The organism is Agathobaculum sp. LCP25S3_E8 (assembly GCF_052117165.1).
Taxonomy (GTDB): Bacteria; Bacillota; Clostridia; order Oscillospirales; family Butyricicoccaceae; genus Agathobaculum.
The window spans coordinates 45,941-65,024 of the sequence record NZ_JBQKJR010000008.1 but is presented as its reverse complement, the minus strand read 5'-3'; the positions used below and the strand labels follow the sequence as shown (position 1 = coordinate 65,024).

At 54.7% G+C, this 19,084-nt stretch carries 17 protein-coding genes and 1 other annotated feature; of the genes, 13 read left to right on the top strand and 4 right to left on the bottom strand.

From position 1 onward, the window contains the following. Positions 1-35 precede the first annotated feature (35 nt). From ACTQ34_RS05010 to ACTQ34_RS05000, 3 genes are read right to left on the bottom strand one after another with little or no spacing between them, the layout of a single operon-like run. A complete protein-coding gene (locus ACTQ34_RS05010) occupies positions 36-1,454 on the bottom strand; it encodes a lipopolysaccharide biosynthesis protein (protein WP_441362786.1) in 1,419 nt (472 codons plus the stop codon). Further along, a complete protein-coding gene (locus ACTQ34_RS05005) occupies positions 1,455-2,027 on the bottom strand; it encodes a phosphatase PAP2 family protein (RefSeq protein ID WP_441362785.1) in 573 nt (190 codons plus the stop codon). 22 nt (positions 2,028-2,049) lie between these two features. After that, on the bottom strand, positions 2,050-3,246 hold the full coding sequence (locus tag ACTQ34_RS05000) for a dicarboxylate/amino acid:cation symporter (protein WP_441362784.1): 1,197 nt from the start codon (positions 3,244-3,246) through the stop codon (positions 2,050-2,052). A gap of 142 nt (positions 3,247-3,388) precedes the next feature. Beyond that, positions 3,389-3,629, top strand: a binding site (T-box leader). Positions 3,630-3,660: 31 nt separating this feature from the next. Between ACTQ34_RS05000 and ACTQ34_RS04995 the strand changes: the two genes are divergently transcribed. The 12 genes from ACTQ34_RS04995 (at position 3,661) to ACTQ34_RS04940 (ending at position 15,368) form a co-directional block, all read left to right on the top strand. Continuing rightward, the gene (locus tag ACTQ34_RS04995; RefSeq protein ID WP_441362806.1) at positions 3,661-5,205 is read left to right on the top strand and encodes a 2-isopropylmalate synthase; all 1,545 of its coding nucleotides are present in this window, start codon (positions 3,661-3,663) and stop codon (positions 5,203-5,205) included. Between the two features lie 21 nt (positions 5,206-5,226). Then, positions 5,227-6,489: a 3-isopropylmalate dehydratase large subunit gene (gene leuC, locus ACTQ34_RS04990; protein WP_441362783.1), complete on the top strand. Its 1,263-nt coding sequence runs from the start codon at positions 5,227-5,229 to the stop codon at positions 6,487-6,489. A 16-nt stretch (positions 6,490-6,505) separates the two neighbouring features. Then, on the top strand, positions 6,506-6,997 hold the full coding sequence (gene leuD / locus ACTQ34_RS04985) for a 3-isopropylmalate dehydratase small subunit (protein WP_297275255.1): 492 nt from the start codon (positions 6,506-6,508) through the stop codon (positions 6,995-6,997). 3 nt (positions 6,998-7,000) lie between these two features. Continuing rightward, the gene (gene leuB / locus ACTQ34_RS04980) at positions 7,001-8,077 is read left to right on the top strand and encodes a 3-isopropylmalate dehydrogenase (RefSeq protein ID WP_441362782.1); all 1,077 of its coding nucleotides are present in this window, start codon (positions 7,001-7,003) and stop codon (positions 8,075-8,077) included. 270 nt (positions 8,078-8,347) lie between these two features. Beyond that, complete coding sequence (locus tag ACTQ34_RS04975; RefSeq protein ID WP_441362781.1) at positions 8,348-9,085, top strand: WecB/TagA/CpsF family glycosyltransferase; 738 nt, start codon at positions 8,348-8,350, stop codon at positions 9,083-9,085. Positions 9,086-9,237: 152 nt separating this feature from the next. After that, on the top strand, positions 9,238-10,152 hold the full coding sequence (locus ACTQ34_RS04970) for a DUF2156 domain-containing protein (RefSeq protein WP_441362780.1): 915 nt from the start codon (positions 9,238-9,240) through the stop codon (positions 10,150-10,152). Next, the gene (locus ACTQ34_RS04965; RefSeq protein ID WP_441362779.1) at positions 10,149-10,946 is read left to right on the top strand and encodes a GNAT family N-acetyltransferase; all 798 of its coding nucleotides are present in this window, start codon (positions 10,149-10,151) and stop codon (positions 10,944-10,946) included. The genes ACTQ34_RS04970 and ACTQ34_RS04965 overlap by 4 nt, the downstream gene beginning before the upstream one ends. A gap of 15 nt (positions 10,947-10,961) precedes the next feature. Beyond that, a complete protein-coding gene (locus ACTQ34_RS04960; protein ID WP_441362778.1) occupies positions 10,962-11,513 on the top strand; it encodes a DJ-1 family glyoxalase III in 552 nt (183 codons plus the stop codon). After that, positions 11,500-12,069, top strand: coding sequence for a 5-formyltetrahydrofolate cyclo-ligase (locus ACTQ34_RS04955; protein ID WP_441362805.1), 570 nt, complete (start codon positions 11,500-11,502; stop codon positions 12,067-12,069). The genes ACTQ34_RS04960 and ACTQ34_RS04955 overlap by 14 nt, the downstream gene beginning before the upstream one ends. Next, entirely contained in the window at positions 12,059-12,949 is an 891-nt protein-coding gene (locus ACTQ34_RS04950; RefSeq protein WP_441362777.1) for a CPBP family intramembrane glutamic endopeptidase, read from the top strand. Before ACTQ34_RS04955 ends, ACTQ34_RS04950 begins: the two co-directional genes overlap by 11 nt. Positions 12,950-12,979: 30 nt before the next feature. After that, positions 12,980-14,143 carry an endolytic transglycosylase MltG gene (mltG, locus tag ACTQ34_RS04945; protein WP_441362776.1) on the top strand — a complete coding sequence of 388 codons (1,164 nt, stop codon included), beginning with the start codon at positions 12,980-12,982 and terminating at the stop codon, positions 14,141-14,143. Then, complete coding sequence (locus ACTQ34_RS04940) at positions 14,133-15,368, top strand: peptidase U32 family protein (protein WP_441362775.1); 1,236 nt, start codon at positions 14,133-14,135, stop codon at positions 15,366-15,368. Before mltG ends, ACTQ34_RS04940 begins: the two co-directional genes overlap by 11 nt. Before the next feature lie 16 nt (positions 15,369-15,384). On the opposite strand, the gene glpK is transcribed toward ACTQ34_RS04940, so the two are convergent. Further along, positions 15,385-16,875: a glycerol kinase GlpK gene (gene glpK, locus ACTQ34_RS04935; protein ID WP_441362774.1), complete on the bottom strand. Its 1,491-nt coding sequence runs from the start codon at positions 16,873-16,875 to the stop codon at positions 15,385-15,387. 178 nt (positions 16,876-17,053) lie between these two features. Between glpK and ACTQ34_RS04930 the strand changes: the two genes are divergently transcribed. After that, the gene (locus tag ACTQ34_RS04930) at positions 17,054-19,051 is read left to right on the top strand and encodes a DHH family phosphoesterase (RefSeq protein WP_441362773.1); all 1,998 of its coding nucleotides are present in this window, start codon (positions 17,054-17,056) and stop codon (positions 19,049-19,051) included. The last annotated feature ends 33 nt before the right edge of the window (positions 19,052-19,084 follow it).

Below are 19,084 nucleotides of genomic sequence, written 5' to 3'. Positions count from 1 at the left end.
CGAGAGTCCGGCGTTTTCTTTTGGTGTGAAATTGTTTATGCGCGGTGCAGCAGCTTTTTGACACCGACCAGCAGTTCGCGGCAGTTGAGCAGGAACACAACGAAGAACAGCAGCAGCTGCCACAGCAGCCAAAGCGGCGGCTCGAGCAACATCAAAGCGCCCTGCACGCACAGTAGAAACACGGTGATGCCCAGCCGCCTTTTATTCCAGCGCACCGGCATGAAGCGGCGGCTGTCCACCGCACGGTACAGGAACAGGATGACATAGCTGATGAGCGTTGCTGTCGCCGCGCCCATGCCGCCGTAGCGCGGGATGAGCAGCGCGTTGAGCGTGATGTTGACAACTGCGGAGAACGCAGTGGACAGGAACGAGGGAACCGTACGTTTTTCCAGCAGGTATACGCTCTTCTGGAAACTTGAAAGGCAGTTAAAGCCCGCGCCGACTGCAAGCAACGGAATGAAGGTCCAGCCGATATAGTAGCTGGGCACGGCCAATACCGTGATGGCGAGCTTGGCGCACATGATGCCGCCTGACGCAATAATGAACACAATTGAGCTGTACGTGTTGCCGACGTTGGAGAAAAACTGAATTTGCTCCTCGCGCGAGTTGTTGTTGACGATGGAAATTTGCCATGCATCGACGAAAATCGAAGCAACCAGCGCGATCAGCGTTGGAACGCGATAGGCGATGGAGTAAATAGCGCTGACTGAGGTATCCTGCATGGATGCAAGGAATGCCTGATCGGAAAAGCCAATAATATAGACTAGAATCGCGTCCGGCACGAGCGGCAGCGAATAGGCCAGCATGCTGCGCCACAAGTAGAAGTTGGGTTTGCGCAGCCGGATATATTTCCATAGACTGGCAAGCAGGAACAGACAGACGGTGGAAAGCGCGTCCGCGCAGATGATGGAGAACACATAGCCGAAGATATTCCATTTGAATACCGTCAGATAGAGAATGTTGAGTAGGATGGTGACAAGGGTACGGAAAATACCGTCAACGGCGTACAGCCGTACATAGCCCAGTGCCCGGATGAATTGGCTGCAAGCATTTTGCGTGCAGGAGGTCAGCACATACAGATAGATGAGCCACTGATATTCCAGCAGCGAGCCGGAAGCGCCGGTCGAAGTGTTGTAGTGGATAAGGCCGAGCAGTGGGTGGAATGGCAGCGCAATGATAAAGCCGCACAGGATGGTTGCAAGACCAATGGTGAATACGTCGCTCTTACGGCGGCGGCGCTCCAAACCGTAACGGATGATCGCCTGTCCGATGGAAAGCGAAACGACCGGATAAAGAATGCTGGTGGTCTTGACAATCAAATCGGCAACGCCCATCTCATCCGTAGTCATCATGCCGGTGTAGAAACGCAGCATGAGGATGACAAGAATTTTAGAGCTGAACGTGCCGATTGCAAAGATAAAGGTGTTGCTTAAAAGTCGCTTATACTGATTCATTCAGGCACCCTTTCTCAACCGGATGGTATGAATGCGGTCTGTGATGCGATCGGTCAGCCATGCGCCGACAAGGCCGCACAGAATACCCAGCAGCACACCGGCCAGCACATCCGTGGGATAATGCACGCTGGCATAGAGTCGGGAGAAAGCAATCAGCGCTGCCAAGATGTAGGCAAACACACCGGATTTGCGGTGAAAAAAGCATAAGGCTGTTGCCGCCGCAAAAGAGGACAGGGTATGACCGGATGGAAAGGACCACTGGTCTCCCGGATCAAGCAGGGCGGTCAGCTCCGGATGCGTCACAAAGGGACGGGGACGCATGATCCATTCCTTGAGCCATACATTACCGATGAGCACGCCGATGAGCAGTGCCACCAGCATCGCGGCGCCTGCGCGCCGCGTTTTGCGAAAGCACAGCAAGGCGATGGCCAGCACAATCCAAACAGCGCCGGCATTGCCTATCAGCGAAAAGAACTTCCAGAATGTGTCGGAAATGCCGCCGCGCAAATGAGTGGAAATTTCATACAGAATATCAAAGTCAAACGATCGGATGATGTCAAGCAGTACCTCCAAGGCAGGCGCTCCTTTCTGTCAATCAGTAAGCAGTTTTCTCGCTGTCTGCGCGATCAATCCGGTCGACGATCAGCGCAATCGCCTGATCGCCCGTTACATTGGTCGCTGTGCCGAAGCTATCCTGAGAGAAGTGCAGTGCAATGATCAGCTGCTGCATGGGATCGGTGAAACCGAGCATGGAGGTGATGAGGCCGAGCGCCGCCATCACGCCGCCGCCGGGTACGCCCGGTGCGGCAACCATGGTCACGCCAAGCATCATAATGAAGGGGGCAAACATGGCAATGGTGGGCGTCAGGCCGCTGGCAATCATAATACCCATCGAGCCGAGCACCAGACAAATGGTGTCGCCATTTAGGTTGATGGTTGCGCAAAGCGGCACAACGAAATCTGCGACATCCTCATTGACATTGTTGTTATAGGCACAGCCCAGCGCTACCGGAATTGTGGAGGCGGAGGACTGGGTACCCAGCGCAGTAAAATAGGCGGGCACAACATTTTTTATGCTTTTGAAGTGGTTTTTGCGGCAGACCACGCTGGCCAGTCCGAACTGCGAGAAAATATACAGCAGCTGCAGCACAATAATGATGCCATACAGAGAGGCAAACATCTTAATGGTGGCAAACAGACGGCCTTCTGCGGCGATGTTGCAGAACAGACCTGCAATATGAACCGGAATCAGCGGGATAATGATGCGCTTGAGTACGCCGGAAACAATTCGCTGCAGGTCCCGGCACACGTCCAGCAGGGAGGAGCCGCGCAGGTTTGCCATGCCGATACCAAGTACAAATGAAAGTACCAGCGCGGTCATTACGCCGAAAATTGGCTGGATCTCAATGGTGAAAAACGGCTGGAAGGCGTTGCTTTCCAGCACGTCGCCCGTAATGGGCTGGATGAGTGAAGGCAGTACCGCCTTGCCAATAAGAAAAGTAAGAAAACCGGAGATAACCGTGGTGCCGTAGGCCAGCAGCAGCGTAATGCCAAACAGGCGATTGGCCTTCTTACCCAGCTCCGCCATGCCCACTGTGATAAACGAGAGGATGATCAGCGGAATCATAAAGGACAGGAAGGTGGAGAACAGAGACGTAAACGTGGCAAATAAGCGCACGACGGCAATAAATGCAGTGGAGTCCGCAATGCCGAACCAGCCACCACACAGGCCGATCAGTGTTCCGGCGATGATGCCGACAATCAAACGAATAAGCAATCCCAGTTGTTTCACGTATTTTTTCTCCTCTTTTTTTGCAGTATAGCTATTACTATACCAGATTGCTGCAATCTTCGCAAGTCGACAGCCTTGTAAGGAAAAAATTAAAATACCCCTTGACAATCGTGCAGCCAAAGGCTAATATAATAACATATTGCAAAAGGTGATGAACGGGTAAAGTAATCGCATCCCTGTCCACAGAGAGCTGTCGGTTGGTGTAAGACAGCGTCAGGAAACGGTGAAACTCGCCCGGGAGCGGTCCGCTGAAAGCCATCCGGCCGGTAGGAGGGAACGGATGCCCACCGTTACAGGGGCGGCGTATTGTTTGATGCGCGCTGAGTGGCCGTATTTTGTGCGGCAACAAGAGTGGTACCGCGGAGTAATGCTTCGTCTCTTAATTTTAATTAAGGGACGAAGCTTTTTTTGTCCCTGTACACCAAAAGACAAGAAAGTGAGGACAAGAACATGGCAAGAACCATCCGAATTTTTGACACGACGCTGCGTGACGGTGAGCAGTCTCCCGGCTGCAGCATGAACCTGAACGAAAAAATCGAGGTTGCCAAGCAGCTGGAGGCTTTGAAGGTAGATATTATTGAAGCAGGTTTTGCGGCCTCCTCGCCCGGCGATGCGGCGGCAATTGCAGCGATTGCAGATATTGTGCATGGCTCGACCATCTGTTCGTTGGCGCGCTGTGTGGAAAAAGATATCGACGCGGCTTGGAATTCCATTCGCCGTGCGGACTCCGCTCGCATCCATACTTTCCTTGCCACTTCCCCGGTGCACATGGAATACAAACTGAAGATGACGCCCGATGAGGTTATTGAATCGGTGGCGCACAATGTGGCATACGCGAAGAAGTACTGCGAGGATGTAGAGTTCTCCGCCGAGGATGCCTGCCGCTCGGATATGGACTTTCTGTGCCGCGTGTTTGAGGCCGCTATCAAGGCCGGTGCAACGACGCTGAACATTCCGGACACGGTTGGTTATATGGTTCCCGAGGAGTATGCGGCCCGCATCCGCTATCTGTGCGAGCATACGGAGGGTATCGAGAACGTCATTCTTTCCTGCCATATGCATAACGATCTCGGCATGGCGGTAGCAAACTCTCTGGCCGGTGTGGAAGCGGGTATTAATCAGATCGAATGCACGATAAACGGTATTGGTGAGCGTGCGGGTAACGCCTCGATGGAAGAGTGCGTTATGGCGCTCAACACCCGTAAGGATCTGTTCGGCGTGCAGTGTAACATCGACACCCATCAGATCTATCGTGCAAGCCGCATGATTCAGACGATCACCGGTGTTTCGGTCGCGCCCACCAAGCCGATTGTCGGCGCCAATGCCTTTGCGCATGAGGCAGGCATTCATCAGCACGGCGTGATGGCCAACAAGGAGACTTATGAGATCATGACGCCCGAATCGGTTGGCATTCCGAAGAATGCCATTGTGCTGGGCAAGCATTCCGGCCGCCATGCGTTTGAAGAGCGTCTGCGTGAGCTGGGTTATACGCTGGATAATGAAAAACTTGACAAGACCTTTGAAAAGTTCAAGGCGCTGGCTGACAAGAAAAAGGTCATTAAGGATCGCGATCTGGAAGCACTGGTCGGCGCGGTGCCGGTTTCCGGCGAGGAGCGCTATACGCTGGACCGCTTTGTCATCAATTCCGGCAATACTATTACCTCGACGGCGGTTATTCGTGTTAAGAAGGGTGACGAGACATTCGAGCGCGCCGCGGTTTCCGACGGCCCGATCAACGCCGCATTCCGCGCTATCAATAAAATTGTCGGCAAGGATGTGGAGCTGGAGGATTACACGCTGCGCTCCATGACCGACGGCGAGGACGCGCAGGCGGAAGCGATCGTTAAGATCAGCATCGACGGCAGCGAGATTGTCACCGGCCGCGGCGTATCGACCGATGTTATCGAGGCATCTATTAAGGCCTACATCAACGGCATCAACAAGTATTTCATTGACTGAGGGCAGGAGGAAACAACCGTTATGGGTATGACAATGACGCAAAAAATCCTCGCAAAGCACGCGGGACTGGACAGCGTTTGCGCCGGACAGCTGATTGAGGCGAATGTTGATTTGACGCTCGCCAACGACATCACCGGTCCGGTTGCGATTCGTGAGATGGAAAAGGCGGGCTTTGATAAAGTGTTCGACAACACCAAAATCGCACTCGTCATGGACCATTTTGCGCCGAATAAAGATATCAAATCCGCCGAGCAGTGCCTGACTTGCCGTGAGTTTTCCAAGAAACACGGCATTGTCAACTTTTTTGACGTCGGCAGCATGGGCATCGAGCATGCGCTGCTGCCCGAAAAAGGTCTGACCGCTCCGGGTGAGTTGATTATTGGCGCGGACAGCCACACCTGCACCTACGGCGCGCTCGGCGCGTTCTCGACCGGCGTCGGCTCGACCGACCTCGCGGCCGGCATGGCGACGGGCAAAGCGTGGTTTAAGGTGCCCAGTGCAATCAAGTTTGTGCTGACCGGTAAACTCAGCCCGTGGGTGTCCGGCAAGGATGTCATCCTGCATATCATCGGTCAAATTGGCGTGGACGGCGCGCTGTACAAGTCGATGGAATTTGTCGGCGAGGGTGTCTCGTCTCTCTCGATGGATGACCGCTTCACTATTTGCAACATGGCGATTGAAGCAGGTGCGAAAAACGGCATTTTCCCGGTCGACGACAAGACCATGGCGTACATCAAGGACCGTGTAAACCGTGATATCACGGTATTCGAGGCCGACGAGGACGCGGAGTATGAGCAGGTCATTGAAATTGACCTGTCTGCGCTTCGTCCGACGATTGCCTGCCCGCATCTGCCGGAAAACACTAAAACAATTGACGAGCTGGGACATATCGAGATTCAGCAGTCGGTCATCGGCTCGTGCACCAACGGTCGCATCGACGATATGCGCGTTGCAGCGGAGATTCTCAAGGGCCGTCATGTCAACCCGAACGTGCGCACCATCATTATTCCCGCTACACAGGAGGTTTATCTCCAGTGCATCGAGGAGGGCCTCGCTAAGATATTCGTTCAAGCGGGTGCTATCGTTTCCACTCCGACCTGCGGCCCATGCCTGGGCGGTCATATGGGTATTCTGGCGCACGGCGAAAAGTCGGTTTCGACCACGAACCGTAACTTTGTCGGCCGTATGGGCCATATTACCTCGGAAATCTATCTGGCGAGCCCGGCGGTCGCGGCGGCAAGTGCTGTTGCGGGCTATATCTGCGCGCCTGACGACCTGAAGTAAGGGAGGAAACAGCACAATGAACGCAAAAGGCAGAGTTTTCAAATACGGGGATAACGTCGATACCGACGTTATTATTCCCGCACGTTACTTAAATATTGCAGACCCCAAGGAATTAGCGACCCATGCGATGGAGGACATCGACGCGGACTTCGTCAAAAAGATGCAGCCGGGCGACATCGTCGTGGCAACGCGCAACTTCGGCTGCGGCTCGTCGCGCGAACATGCGCCGCTGGTGCTCAAAGAAAACGGCGTTTCCTGCGTGATTGCCGCGTCGTTTGCGCGTATCTTCTACCGCAACGCCATCAACATCGGCCTGCCGATTTTGGAGTGCGAGGCAGCGGCAAACGGCATTGATGATGGCGACACGGTTTCGGTCAACTTTGACACCGGCGTTATCACCAACGAGACCAAGGGCGAAAGCTATCAGGCGGCCGCTTTCCCGCCGTTTATCCAGAGCATTATCAAGGCGGGCGGTTTGCTCAAGTCGCTCAAGGAAAGAGGGGAATAAGCGATGCAGTACAATATTGCGGTTGTTAAGGGCGACGGTATCGGTCCGGAAATCGTCACCGAGGCGGTGAAGGTGCTTGATAAGGTCGGCGAGAAGTTCGGCCATCAGTTCAACTACACCGAGGTGCTCGCGGGCGGCTGTTCGATTGATGCCAACGGCATCCCGCTGACCGAGGAAACCATTGCAATCTGCAAAAACGCGGATTCCGTGCTGCTCGGCGCGGTGGGCGGCCCGAAGTGGGATGAAGTTCCCTCGGAAAAGCGCCCGGAAAAGGCGCTGCTCGGCCTGCGCTCGGCGCTCGGCCTGTTCGTGAACCTGCGTCCTGCGCAGATGCACAAAGCGCTGTCGGATGCGTGCCCGATTAAGCCCGAAATCATCGGGGACGGCTTTGATATTCTCGTTTGCCGCGAGTTGACCGGCGACGTGTACTTCGGTAAGCATTACCGCCGTGAAAGCGAAAAGGGCTGGGGCGAGGTCGGCGCGGACGACATGAACTATTCGGTTTATGAAATTGAGCGCATCAGCCGCCGCGCTTTTGAGATGGCGATGAAGCGGAATAAGAAGGTCTGCTCGGTCGATAAGGCGAATGTGCTGGAAACCAGCCGCGTCTGGCGCGAAACCATGCACCGCATTAAGGACGAATATCCCGAAGTCGAATACTCGGATATGTATGTGGACAACTGCGCGATGCAGCTCGTACGCAACCCGGGCCAGTTCGACGTGATTGTGACCGGCAACCTGTTCGGTGATATCCTGTCGGACGAGGCTTCCATGATTACCGGGTCGATTGGCATGCTGCCCTCGGCTTCGATGAATGAGACCGGTAAGGGGATGTATGAGCCGATTCACGGCTCCGCACCCGATATCGCCGGCAAGGGTATCGCCAACCCGATTGCAACCATCCTGTCCTGTGCAATGATGCTGCGCTATTCCTTTGGCTTAAAGGATGAGGCGGATGCAATTGAGAACGCGGTCGAAAATGTGCTCGATGCGGGTCATCGCACTGCGGACATCGCTGCCAAGGGAGAAAAAGTGCTTTCCACCAGCGAAATGGGTGAACTTATCCGCGCACAGATTTAATATTGAAAAAAAGGACACGGCAAACGGCTGTGTCCTTTTTCTTTCTTTTTCATGGAGTGCGGGCAGATGGTGCGCTTGTCGTAAAGATGCGGATGAAAAGGAATAAATGGGCAAAAAGTCGGGCGAAATATAGGAGTTCTTACCTTTATTTGTGCCAAAAAGAGATTTGCTGTACTGAGACTTGAGATTTTGCAGAGACTGCTGTATAATAAGATAGATTTTGAATACCCACTGTTTTATTATGAAAATAAAGAATGCAGGAGATAGAAAATGAAAACCGCTTCAATTTTGGGCGTGCATTTCCATGCTGTGACAATGCAGCAGGCTGTTGATGTGGCAATGAGCCGTATCCGCGCAAGGCAGAAAGGCTATGTAGTAACGCCAAACCCGGAGATCGTCGATCTTTGCCGCAGAGACAGGGAATATATGGGCATTGTCAACCGTGCGGCACTGGTGCTGCCGGATGGGATCGGCATCATTTATGCGGCGAAAATTCTCGGTGAGGAGCTGTGCGGCAGAGTGCCCGGCGTTGAGTTTGCCGAGCAGCTGATTGCCGCAATGGCCAAGGAGGGCATGCGGTTGTTCCTGCTGGGAGCAAAGCTGGGAATTGCGGAAAAAGCCGGAGAGAATCTGTGTAAAAAATATCCTGGGCTGGTGCTGGCTGGTACGCATGACGGTTACTTCAAGGAGCCTCAGGCGGCGGTAGATGCCATTAACGCCTGCGGCGGTGCGGACGTGGTGTTTGTCTGCCTTGGCGCGCCCAAGCAGGAACGGTTCATGTCGAATTATATGGATGAAATCCATGCAACTTTGTTTTGCGGCTTGGGCGGATCGCTGGATGTGTTTGCAGGCGTGTCCAAGCGTGCGCCGAAAATTTTCATCAAGCTGGGCCTTGAATGGTTTTATCGTCTGCTTTGTCAGCCGGGCCGCATCGGACGCATGATGAAGCTGCCCAAATTCCTGCTGATCGTTATCCGTGAACGGCTGTTCGGCGGCAAACGCAAATAAAACAGAGGATGGGATAACCCGGCGTTTTGCGATAAAACCCGGAAAACATGGAGAAAATGGGACTGTAGGACGGAAAGAAAATCCAAGCGATGCGGAAAACCAGATGCGGGCAATGGGGGATTGCCGCGAAAATTGAAGGAAAAGGATTGTTTATGTTACCATTTCGAGAAATCACATTGGAGGACAAGCAGGCGGTAGAAGCATGCGGTTCTCACTATTATTATCATTTGTGTGAGCGCTGTTTCGTCGATTTATTCATGTGGCGCAGTCACTATAACACACAGATTTGCTTTCGGGACGGCTTCCTGCTGGTCAAGATGACGCCGCTGGACGGCGGACACGACTGCTATCTCGCTCCGGTGGGCGAGGGCGATCTGGGCGATGCACTGGATGCGCTGGAGCAGGATGCCGCTGAGCGTGGTATTCCGTTTGTAGTGGTATCGGTGGCAGAGCCGATGATCGATCGGATTGAGGCGGCGCGGCCGGGCAAATTTGTCTTTTCACATGACAACGAGGACGGCGACGACTATATTTATCTGTCGGAAAAGCTGCGCACACTGTCGGGCAAGAAGCTGCAAAGCAAACGCAATCTGGTCAATCGGTTCCGGGCGGCATATGAAGGCCGCTGGAGCTATGAGGATATGACGCGCGACAACATCAAGGATGCATTCGGCTATCACATCCGCTGGTGCAACCAGAATGGCTGCGCGCAGAGCCGCGATTTTCAAGGAGAGACATGCGCAATTGTGCAGGCGCTGCATAATTTTGACGCGCTCGACCTGCGGGGCGGCCTCCTGCGGCTGGACGGCGAGGTGATCGCCTTTACCTTTGGCTGCAAAGCCGAGCCGGACATGTATGTGGTTCAGATTGAAAAAGCCGATCACACCATCCCCGGTGCCTATCAGATGATTAATCAACAGTTCGTTTTGCGGAACTGCGGCGATGTACAGTACGTCAACAGAGAGGAAGACCTCGGCCTGGAAGGTTTGCGCAAGGCGAAAAAGTCGTATTATCCGGTTATGCGCGGTGTAAAATACACCGCAGTGCCGAAGGAGTCGCAGGCATGATCCGGCGGGCGCAACCGCAGGATGTGCCGCGCATCCGGCAATTGTGGGAAACCTGCTTTCCGGACGAGGGCGGCTTTAACGATTATTTTTTTGCACATTTCTTTGATTGTGGCACGGTACTGCTCAGCGAAGAGCAGGGGACACTGTGCGCAATGGTACAGATGCTGCCGTACCGGCTGCTGACCGGTGGTGAGGAGAAAGAAATCACCTATATTTACGGCGCATGCACCGACCCGACGCATCGCCGCAAAGGCCATATGGCGCGCCTGCTCGAAGCATCCTTTGCGATGGACCGCGAACAGGGCAGGGCGGCTTCCATGCTGATTCCGGCTGAGCCGTGGCTGTTTGATTTTTATCGTCCATTCGGGTATATGCCGTTTTTTGATGTGGAAAAGCGAAGCATTGCGCGAACAGCGGACGGCGAAGTACCGCGGCGGCTGACGCAGGCCGATGTGCCGCAGATAGCGGCGCTGTATGATTGTCTGGCGCCGGATTGCCGTATTGTGCGCGATGAGACGTATTGGCAGGCGCAGCTTGCCATGTTTGATGCGCTGGGCGCAGGCGTACTTGGCTGGTTTTCAGGCGACACGCTTGCGGCGTATGCCTTTTGCTGGGCGGATACCGTGCAGGAGGCATTTGGTTTAACACCTGCGCGTGAGCAGGGACTGCTTGCAGCGCTGGGACTGGAACAATGCACGGTGACCGGCCGCGGCGCGCAGACAGCGCTCGGCTGTATCAAATGGTATGAGGAGCGGGAGGATACCCGCGGATATATGAATTTAATGCTGAACTGAAAGGTGTGACAAAACATGGTATATGTACTGTTAGCAGAGGGATTTGAGGAGACGGAAGCGATTACGCCGATTGATTTGCTGCGTCGTGCAGGCGTGGAGGTCAAACTGGTTGGCGTGACGGGCGAGTTGGTGCACGGCTCGCATGGCATCGGTATTCAGACCGAGCTGCCTATGGATCAGGTGGACTGGGACAAAGCGGATATGGTGGTGCTGCCGGGCGGTATGCCGGGCACGAAAAATCTATACGCGGACGAGCGTGTCACCAGTGCGGTGCGCAAGTGCTATGACGAAGGCAAGTATGTGGCTGCCATCTGCGCTGCGCCTTCTATCATTTTGGGCGGCATGGGGTTGCTCAAGGGTCGCAAGGCGACCTGCTATCCAGGCATGGAGGATGGCATGACGGGCGCAACTCCGCTCAAGCGCACCTGCGTGGTGGATGGCCGCATTATCACCGCCTGCGGTGTGGGCGGCGCACTGGATTTCGGCTGTGCGCTGGTATCTGCGCTGCGCGGTGAAGAGCAGGCACGCCGGATTGCCACTGAAGTTGTGCACCATGTTGAGCGATAAGAAAACACTGCGTCATCAATTTCTTTCCGAACGTGCCGCGCAAAATGCGGCGGAGAAACAGTCCATGAACAGACAAATCGCCAGTCATGTGTTGGAGCATGAAAGCTATCGTCGCGCAGGCTGCGTTTTTGCCTATGTGTCTACTCCGCAGGAGATTGACACCCGTGCGCTGCTGCGCGCGGCGCTGGCCGCAGGGAAAATTGTCTGTGTTCCGCTTTGCGGATCGGCGGGCGAAATGACCGCGCGGCAGATTACTTCGCTTGATGATCTGCAACCGGGTGCATATGGTATCGATGAACCAGATGCCTCCGCGCGGGAAATACCGCCGGAGGAGATAGAACTGGTGCTGGTTCCGGCGCTTGCCTGTGACCGGCAGGGGTATCGTCTGGGATATGGCGGCGGATACTATGACCGCTTTCTTTGCCGGACGCGGGCCGTCCGCATGGCGCTTTGCGCTGAACAGCGGTTGGTGGAACGTTTACCGCACACAGCGTTAGACCAACGATGCCGCTGGATTATTACGGAAAGGCAGGTGCTGCGCACGGATGAAGAATAACAAAATTGCGCTGCTGCCCGGCCTTTCGCTGTTTTTGTGCTTCTGCCTGCTGACGGGTACCGGAAAGCTGGCGTCCCGCTTTGGCGGCGGTGCACCGTTGCTTGCACTGGCGGAATTTATTTCGTTTGCGCTGCCGCTGGTTATGCTGGTTTTCTCCATGCGGGATCAGAAAAAGCTGCGCAAGCGATTGCAGCCGCGGCGTCTGCGCAAGGGTGTGCTGGGGCTGACGGTTCGGCTCGGCGTTACGGTAGCGGTGCTTTCGCTGTTCCTGAATTTGTTGATTTATCATTTGGCGGGTTTGGTCGGCGCGGATTTGACAGCCATTGCATTGGACGCGCCGCAGTCGGGGCTGAGTATGGCTGTTCGGTTTGCCGTCATTGTTGTGCTTTCGGCAGTGGTGGAAGAAGTATATCTGCGCGGTGCGTTGCTTACTGTTCATGAGGAAATCGTCGGCACTTCGGCGTGCCTGCTGTTCAGCGGCTTAGTGTTTGCCATGCTGCACGGCAGTATGATGAACTTTGCAGGGCCGTTTCTGGCCGGTATCGCTTATGCGTATCTGACTTTTGTATCCGGCAGCGTATGGCCTGCGGTTTTGGCGCACGGCGTCAATAATCTGCACTATATGTTTGTGCTTTGGATTACAGATACTTATGCAGCTTTCGGCATATGGAGCTATTTTGCGGCAATTAATGCACTGGTGCTGTTGCTGTTTCTCTATTTGACGCTGCGCCAGCTGGAAAATCTGCTGACCAGAGGCTGCATTCCTCATTTTGAAAAAAGCGCTGGTTTGTATGACCTGTGGTTGCTCGTGCGCAATCCGGGTATGCTGGCTTTTGTGCTTGCGTTTATTGCCAAGATTATCATGAACCGCGTATTATAACGGAAAACAGAAAAATATTGAGGTGAGACAATGGACAATAATATCAATCAGGAGACACAGAGGATTCCGCAGCCGCAGCAGCACCGCCGCCGCAGCCGTCGCCAAATCAACGGCGGATGTGCAGGTACGGTGGTTTATGTCATTGCCGTGCTGGGTGTTTCGATTATTCTGTCGCTGGCGGCAATTTTTATTGCCAATGACGTTTTTGCGTTTGTCAAGGAAAATGCAGTGAAGGAAATCACGGTTTCGGAAAATACCGACCTGATTTCGCTGGCAAAGCAGCTTGATGACGAAGGCGTCATCAATTACGGCACTATTTTCAAGCTTTATGTCCGTATCAAGGGCGACAATAATGGTGTACTGGCTGGATCGTATTCGCTCAACCCCAATATGGACTATGGTCAGATTATTGATACGCTGGTCAATGCTTCGAGCAAGGAAACAATGAAAATTACCATTCCGGAGGGCTATTCGGTTGCGCAAATCAAGCAGCTGCTGCTCGATGAGCATGTCTGTACCGAGGATGCGCTTAACGAAGCACTGAACGAATATCCGTTCAAGCACACCTTCCTGCAGAATGAGCTGCCGGCAACCGAAGGCTGGCTGGAGGGGTATCTGTTCCCGGATACCTACGAAATTTACAAGGGTAATGCAACGGTGGTCGACACCATCAACAAAATGCTCAACAACTTTGAGAACAAATATGATGCGGACATCCAGGCCGGTGCGGAAAGCCTTGGCCGGTCGATGCATGATATTGTAACGATTGCATCGCTGGTTGAGCGCGAGGCTCAGGTGGACAGCGAGCGCGCGACGATTGCGGGCGTTATCTACAACCGTTTGAATAATGCCAGCGAATTCCCGTATCTGCAGGTGGATGCTTCCGTGCTGTACGGCCTTGGTCGGACGGGCGGCACGCTCAGCAATGAGGATTTGGCGTCTGATACGCCGTATAACCTGTATACCAAGCAAGGCTTGCCGCCCGGACCGATTTGTAATCCGGGTTATGCATCCCTGTATGCGGCTTCTCATCCGGAACAGCATAATTACTACTATTATGTAGCTATGCCGGACGGCACGCATCTGTTTGCCAACAGCTATGCAGAGCATGAGGCGAATATTGCGAAGTCCAATGCGGCGCAGGCCGCAGCGGCGGCCCAAGCCTCTAATACGGAGGGCAGCGGTGAACAATAAGATGCCGGAGTTGCTTTCGCCTGCGGGCGATATGGAAAAGATGCGTTTTGCCATCGCGTATGGCGCGGACGCAGTGTATCTTGCGGGACAGCGGTTCGGAATGCGGGCCGCTGCCGCAAACTTTGCTGATGATGAGCTCCGCGCAGGCATTGCCTATGCGCATGCGCACGGCGTAAAATGCTATATTACGGTCAACATCATGCCTTCTGAGTGCGATTTGCCCGCGCTGCCCGCGTATTTGGAGCTGCTCGCGGACGCGGGGGCCGATGCCTTGATTGTGGCGGATGTGGGGGTGATTCGGCTGGCGCAGCGCTATGCACCCAAGGTGCCGCTGCACATTTCGACACAGACCAGCATCCTCAATCACGAGGCAGCGAACTTCTGGGCGGATTTAGGTGCGGAGCGCGTTGTGCTCGCGCGAGAGCTGTCGCTGGAGGAAATCGCAGAGATTCGCGCGAAAACCCCGAAAGAACTGGAAATTGAAGCGTTTGTGCATGGTGCGATGTGCATTTCCTATTCCGGCCGCTGCCTGATTTCGCAGTATATGACCGGACGGGATGCCAATCACGGCGCGTGTGCCCAGCCTTGCCGCTGGAATTACACGTTGATGGAGGAAAAGCGGCCGGGTGAGTTTTTCCCGGTTGAGGAGGATGCCCGCGGCACCTATCTGTATAATTCCAAGGATATGTGCATGATTGAGCATGTTCCGGAATTGGTGCGCGCCGGGGTGAATTCCTTTAAAATCGAGGGACGCAACAAGACGGCGTACTATACCGCTTGTGTGACCGGCGCATACCGCGCAGCGATTGACGCTTATGCTGCCGATCCGGCGGGATTTGTGCTGCCGCAGTTCTGCCGCGAGGAAGTGAACAAGGTCAGCCACCGTGAATACTACACCGGATTCTATTTCGGTTCGGAGGAAAACGGACAGCACTATGGAGACAGCCAGTATATTCGTGAATACGAAGTGGTAGGCATGCCAGTCGACTGCGGTGCGGACGGACATGCGGTGTTTGCTTTGAAAAACCGCATTTTCAAAGGCGAGGAGCTGGAACTTATCCAGCCGGGCAAGCCGCCATATCGTTTCCACGCGGATGGTGTGGTTAACGACGAGGGCGAGGCGCTGGATCTGTTTAACGTACCGCAGATGCGGGTGCATTTTTCCTTTCCGTTTGCGGTGGACGATTACGCAATTTTACGCAAGAAAAAAGAACGGCCTTCCTAAGGCCGTTCTTTCCTTTTTAGCTGTGCTCCTCCCAGTCCAGACTCCGGCCGACCGCCTTTGTCCAGCCTGCCAGCAGCCGCCGGCGGGTATCCTCTTCCATGGCCGGCTCATAGAATGTATCACAGCGCCATAGCTGTGTCAGCTCTTTTCGGCTGTGCCATACGCCGGTGGCAAGTCCTGCCAGATAGCATGCGCCCAGCGCTGTCGTTTCACGCATGACAGGGCGGCGGATGGTACAGTGCGAGATGTCTGCCTGAAACTGCATTAAGAAGCTGTCACGACTTGCGCCGCCGTCCACTGAGAGCGAGGACAGCGGCACGCCGGTATCGCGTGCCATTGCGTCCAGCAGGTCGTTGACCTGATAGACGATGGATTCTTGGGCGGCGCGGATGATGTGCTCACGGGAGGTGCCGCGCGTCAGGCCGATGAGACAGCCGCGCGCATACATGTCCCAGTGCGGGGCTCCAAGGCCGGTGAATGCGGGCACAAGATATACGCCGCCTGTATCCGGCACTTTTTTTGCATAGTATTCCGCGTCGCGGCTTTCTGCGAAAAAGCGCATTTCATCCCGTAGCCACTGAATGACTGCACCGCCGACAAAGACGCTGCCCTCGAGCGCATACTGGGTTTCGTCCCCGATACGGATGCCAATGGTGGTGAGCAGTCCGTTTTTGCTTTCACACGCCTGTGTGCCGGTGTTCATCAGCAGGAAGCAGCCGGTGCCATAGGTGTTTTTTGCATCGCCCGGCGCAAAACAGGTCTGTCCGAATAGAGCGGCCTGCTGGTCGCCTGCAATGCCGGCAATGGGAATATCGCCGCCCGGTATGGCGACTGAACCATACACTTCGCTCGAAGAACACACGCGCGGCAGCATGGCGCGCGGAATGTCGAGCGCATCCAGCAGGGTGTCGTCCCAGTCCAGCGTATGGATGTTGAAAATCATGGTTCGAGCAGCATTGGTCGCGTCCGTGATGTGCACCTTGCCGCCGGTCAGTTTCCAGACCAGCCAGGAATCCACTGTGCCGAACAGAATCTCGCCGCGCGCGGCTTTTTCTCGCGCACCCTCTACATGGTCAAGAATCCACTTGATTTTTGTGCCGGAAAAGTAGGCATCCGGTATCAAACCGGTGGTTTGTCGAATGTGATCGGAAAGACCCTGTGCTACAAGTCCGTCAACGATATCGGCTGTGCGGCGGCATTGCCAAACGATAGCATTATAAATCGGCCGGCCGGTCTGCCGATCCCAGAGGATGGTGGTTTCACGCTGGTTGGTGATGCCGATGCCGCTAATTTCTCGCGGCGAGACGCCGGAGGCGGCCAGAACTTCAAGCATCGCGGCGTATTGGGTCGACCAGATATCCATCGGATCCTGCTCGACCCAGCCTTCATGCGGATAGTGCTGCGTCAGTTCATGCTGGCGAATGGCCAGAATATTTTGCTCACGGTCAAACAGAATGGCACGCGAGCTGGTGGTGCCCTGATCCAGAGCCAGGATGTATTGTGCCATAATTTGTCGCCTCGCTTTCGTAAAATTATCATACCCTGAGGGGATGCCGCTGTCAATATGTCGAGGACGGGATGCAATCTGCACAGCGCAGAGACGCTTTATACGATTTTTGTTTACATTATAGCGGAGCGATGGTATAATTAACGTGAATTTTTGCGTCCGAAAGGGGGACGAGAAGTTGAATAAGCCATCTCGAAAAACACTTCGGGCGGGCAGCCGAGTGTTTTTTGTGCTGTTTCTCCTGTTTGCCTTGGGCAGTATGTATTTTTCCGTCATATATGGATTGATTGGACTTGTCATCGGTGTGATTCTGCGCATGATTGCGCTGCATGGGCAGGAAGAGCGCAGCCGTCAGATGCAGGTGTTGATGGACAACATTGTGATTGACGGCGGGGAAATCCACCCCGCGGTGACGCATTCTCCGCTGCCGACCGTGGTGGCGCTGGCAACGACGGGTGAAATTGTCTGGGCAAACAGTGCGTTTGCGGACATCACCGGGCAGTTTGCCGGTGCGCGGCATATGCGGCTGACCGAACTTGCGCCGACCTTTGAAACCCGTTGGCTGATTGAAGGGAAAACCGAGTTTCCCGGTGAGCTGCGAATGGGACGGAATGCGTATCATGTGTTCGGCAGTCTGGTGCAAAGTGACGCGGGACAGATGATGATGCTGCATTTTCTGGACTGCACGGAATATGTGCAGCTGCGCGACGCGGCGGAAACCCGCCGTCCTGCAATTGCGGTCATTGCAATCGACAACTATGAGGAGCTGACCAAGAATGCAACCGATTCCGAGAAATCGACCATTCTGGCGGGCATCGATAAACGGTTGTTTTCGTGGATCAAGGACTGTAATGCAGTGCTGCGCAAATATGACCGCGATAAATACATTTTCATCATCGAAAATGCCGAGCTTGACAAGCTCAGCGCGCGCAAGTTTGCGGTTTTGCAGGATGTGCGCGATATTCAGAACCACGAAGGCGTCATTGCAACGCTGTCCATCGGTATCGGTAAGGACGGCGAAACGCTGGCAGAGTGCTATCAATACGCTGGACTTGCAATTGATATGGCGTTGTCGCGCGGCGGTGATCAGGCGGTTATCAAAAACCGCTATACCTTTGAGTTTTACGGCGGTCTGACCGAGGAGGTCGAAAAGCGCACCAAGGTCAAAAGCCGCGTGGTGGCAAACGCGCTTTCTCAGCTCATCCGTGATTCCTCGCAGGTGCTGATTATGGGCCACCGGAACAGTGATATGGATGCCATCGGCGCCGCAGCCGGTATGGTGTGTGCTGCTCGTGTCAAGGGCAAGCCGGTTCATGTTGTGGTCGACCGTGAACATACCATGGCGGGTGATCTGATCGAACGGCTGGAGACGTTGCCAGAGTACAAGGATGTATTCATCAGCGCGGAGGACGCGATGATTCTGTGCGATTTCAATACGCTTTTAATCGTGGTGGACGTCAACCGTCCGGGTTATGTTGAAAATGAAGCACTGCTGCAATCCATCAACAAGGTGGCGGTTATCGACCACCATCGCCGTGCAGCGGATTATATTGAAAATGCGGTTGTTTCGTTGCATGAGCCGTATGCGTCGTCCGCATCCGAGCTGGTCAGCGAGCTGCTGCAATATCTGGTGCCGACCAGCGGTATTTTGACAGGCGAGGCTGAAGCGATGCTTGCGGGCATCTATCTGGATACCAAGGGCTTCTCAATGCGCACCGGCGTGCGCACCTTTGAGGCGGCCGCCTATCTGCGTCGTGCGGGTGCGGAGGCGAGTGATGTCAAGCATCTGTTCCAGTCCAGCTTCACGCAGTATATGGAGCGGCAGAAGATTATTTCTTCTGCGCGGGACTGCGGACAGGGTGTTATTTTTGCCATCACGGATGAGGAAGTGGACCGTGTTGCGGCGGCACAGGCGGCAGACGAGCTGCTGAGTATTATCGGCACACGAGCAAGCGTGGTGGCATTCCGCAGCGGTAATGATATGGCGGTGTCTGCGCGTGCATCCGGACAGGTCAACGTGCAGCTGCTCATGGAGCGGCTGGGCGGCGGCGGCAATCACACGGCAGCGGGAGCACAGCTAAAAAATACCACACCGGAAGAGGCGGACCGCATGATAACCGAGGCGATACAAGGCTATTTTGCCGATCAGCAAACCGATAAACCGGCGGAGCAGTGAGCCGCTCGGCTTCTATCAGATACAGAAAGTCAG

Bases quoted from the DNA above. Each gene is read 5' to 3' on its own strand.
- ACTQ34_RS04950 (WP_441362777.1), top strand. From the start codon at position 12,059: ATGAAGAATAACAAAATTGCGCTGCTGCCCGGCCTTTCGCTGTTTTTG.
- ACTQ34_RS04955 (WP_441362805.1), top strand. From the start codon at position 11,500: ATGTTGAGCGATAAGAAAACACTGCGTCATCAATTTCTTTCCGAACGT.
- ACTQ34_RS05010 (WP_441362786.1), bottom strand. From the start codon at position 1,454: ATGAATCAGTATAAGCGACTTTTAAGCAACACCTTTATCTTTGCAATC.
- leuC (WP_441362783.1), top strand. From the start codon at position 5,227: ATGGGTATGACAATGACGCAAAAAATCCTCGCAAAGCACGCGGGACTG.
- ACTQ34_RS04960 (WP_441362778.1), top strand. From the start codon at position 10,962: ATGGTATATGTACTGTTAGCAGAGGGATTTGAGGAGACGGAAGCGATT.
- ACTQ34_RS04970 (WP_441362780.1), top strand. From the start codon at position 9,238: ATGTTACCATTTCGAGAAATCACATTGGAGGACAAGCAGGCGGTAGAA.
- leuD (WP_297275255.1), top strand. From the start codon at position 6,506: ATGAACGCAAAAGGCAGAGTTTTCAAATACGGGGATAACGTCGATACC.
- mltG (WP_441362776.1), top strand. From the start codon at position 12,980: ATGGACAATAATATCAATCAGGAGACACAGAGGATTCCGCAGCCGCAG.
- leuB (WP_441362782.1), top strand. From the start codon at position 7,001: ATGCAGTACAATATTGCGGTTGTTAAGGGCGACGGTATCGGTCCGGAA.
- ACTQ34_RS04975 (WP_441362781.1), top strand. From the start codon at position 8,348: ATGAAAACCGCTTCAATTTTGGGCGTGCATTTCCATGCTGTGACAATG.
- ACTQ34_RS04965 (WP_441362779.1), top strand. From the start codon at position 10,149: ATGATCCGGCGGGCGCAACCGCAGGATGTGCCGCGCATCCGGCAATTG.
- glpK (WP_441362774.1), bottom strand. From the start codon at position 16,875: ATGGCACAATACATCCTGGCTCTGGATCAGGGCACCACCAGCTCGCGT.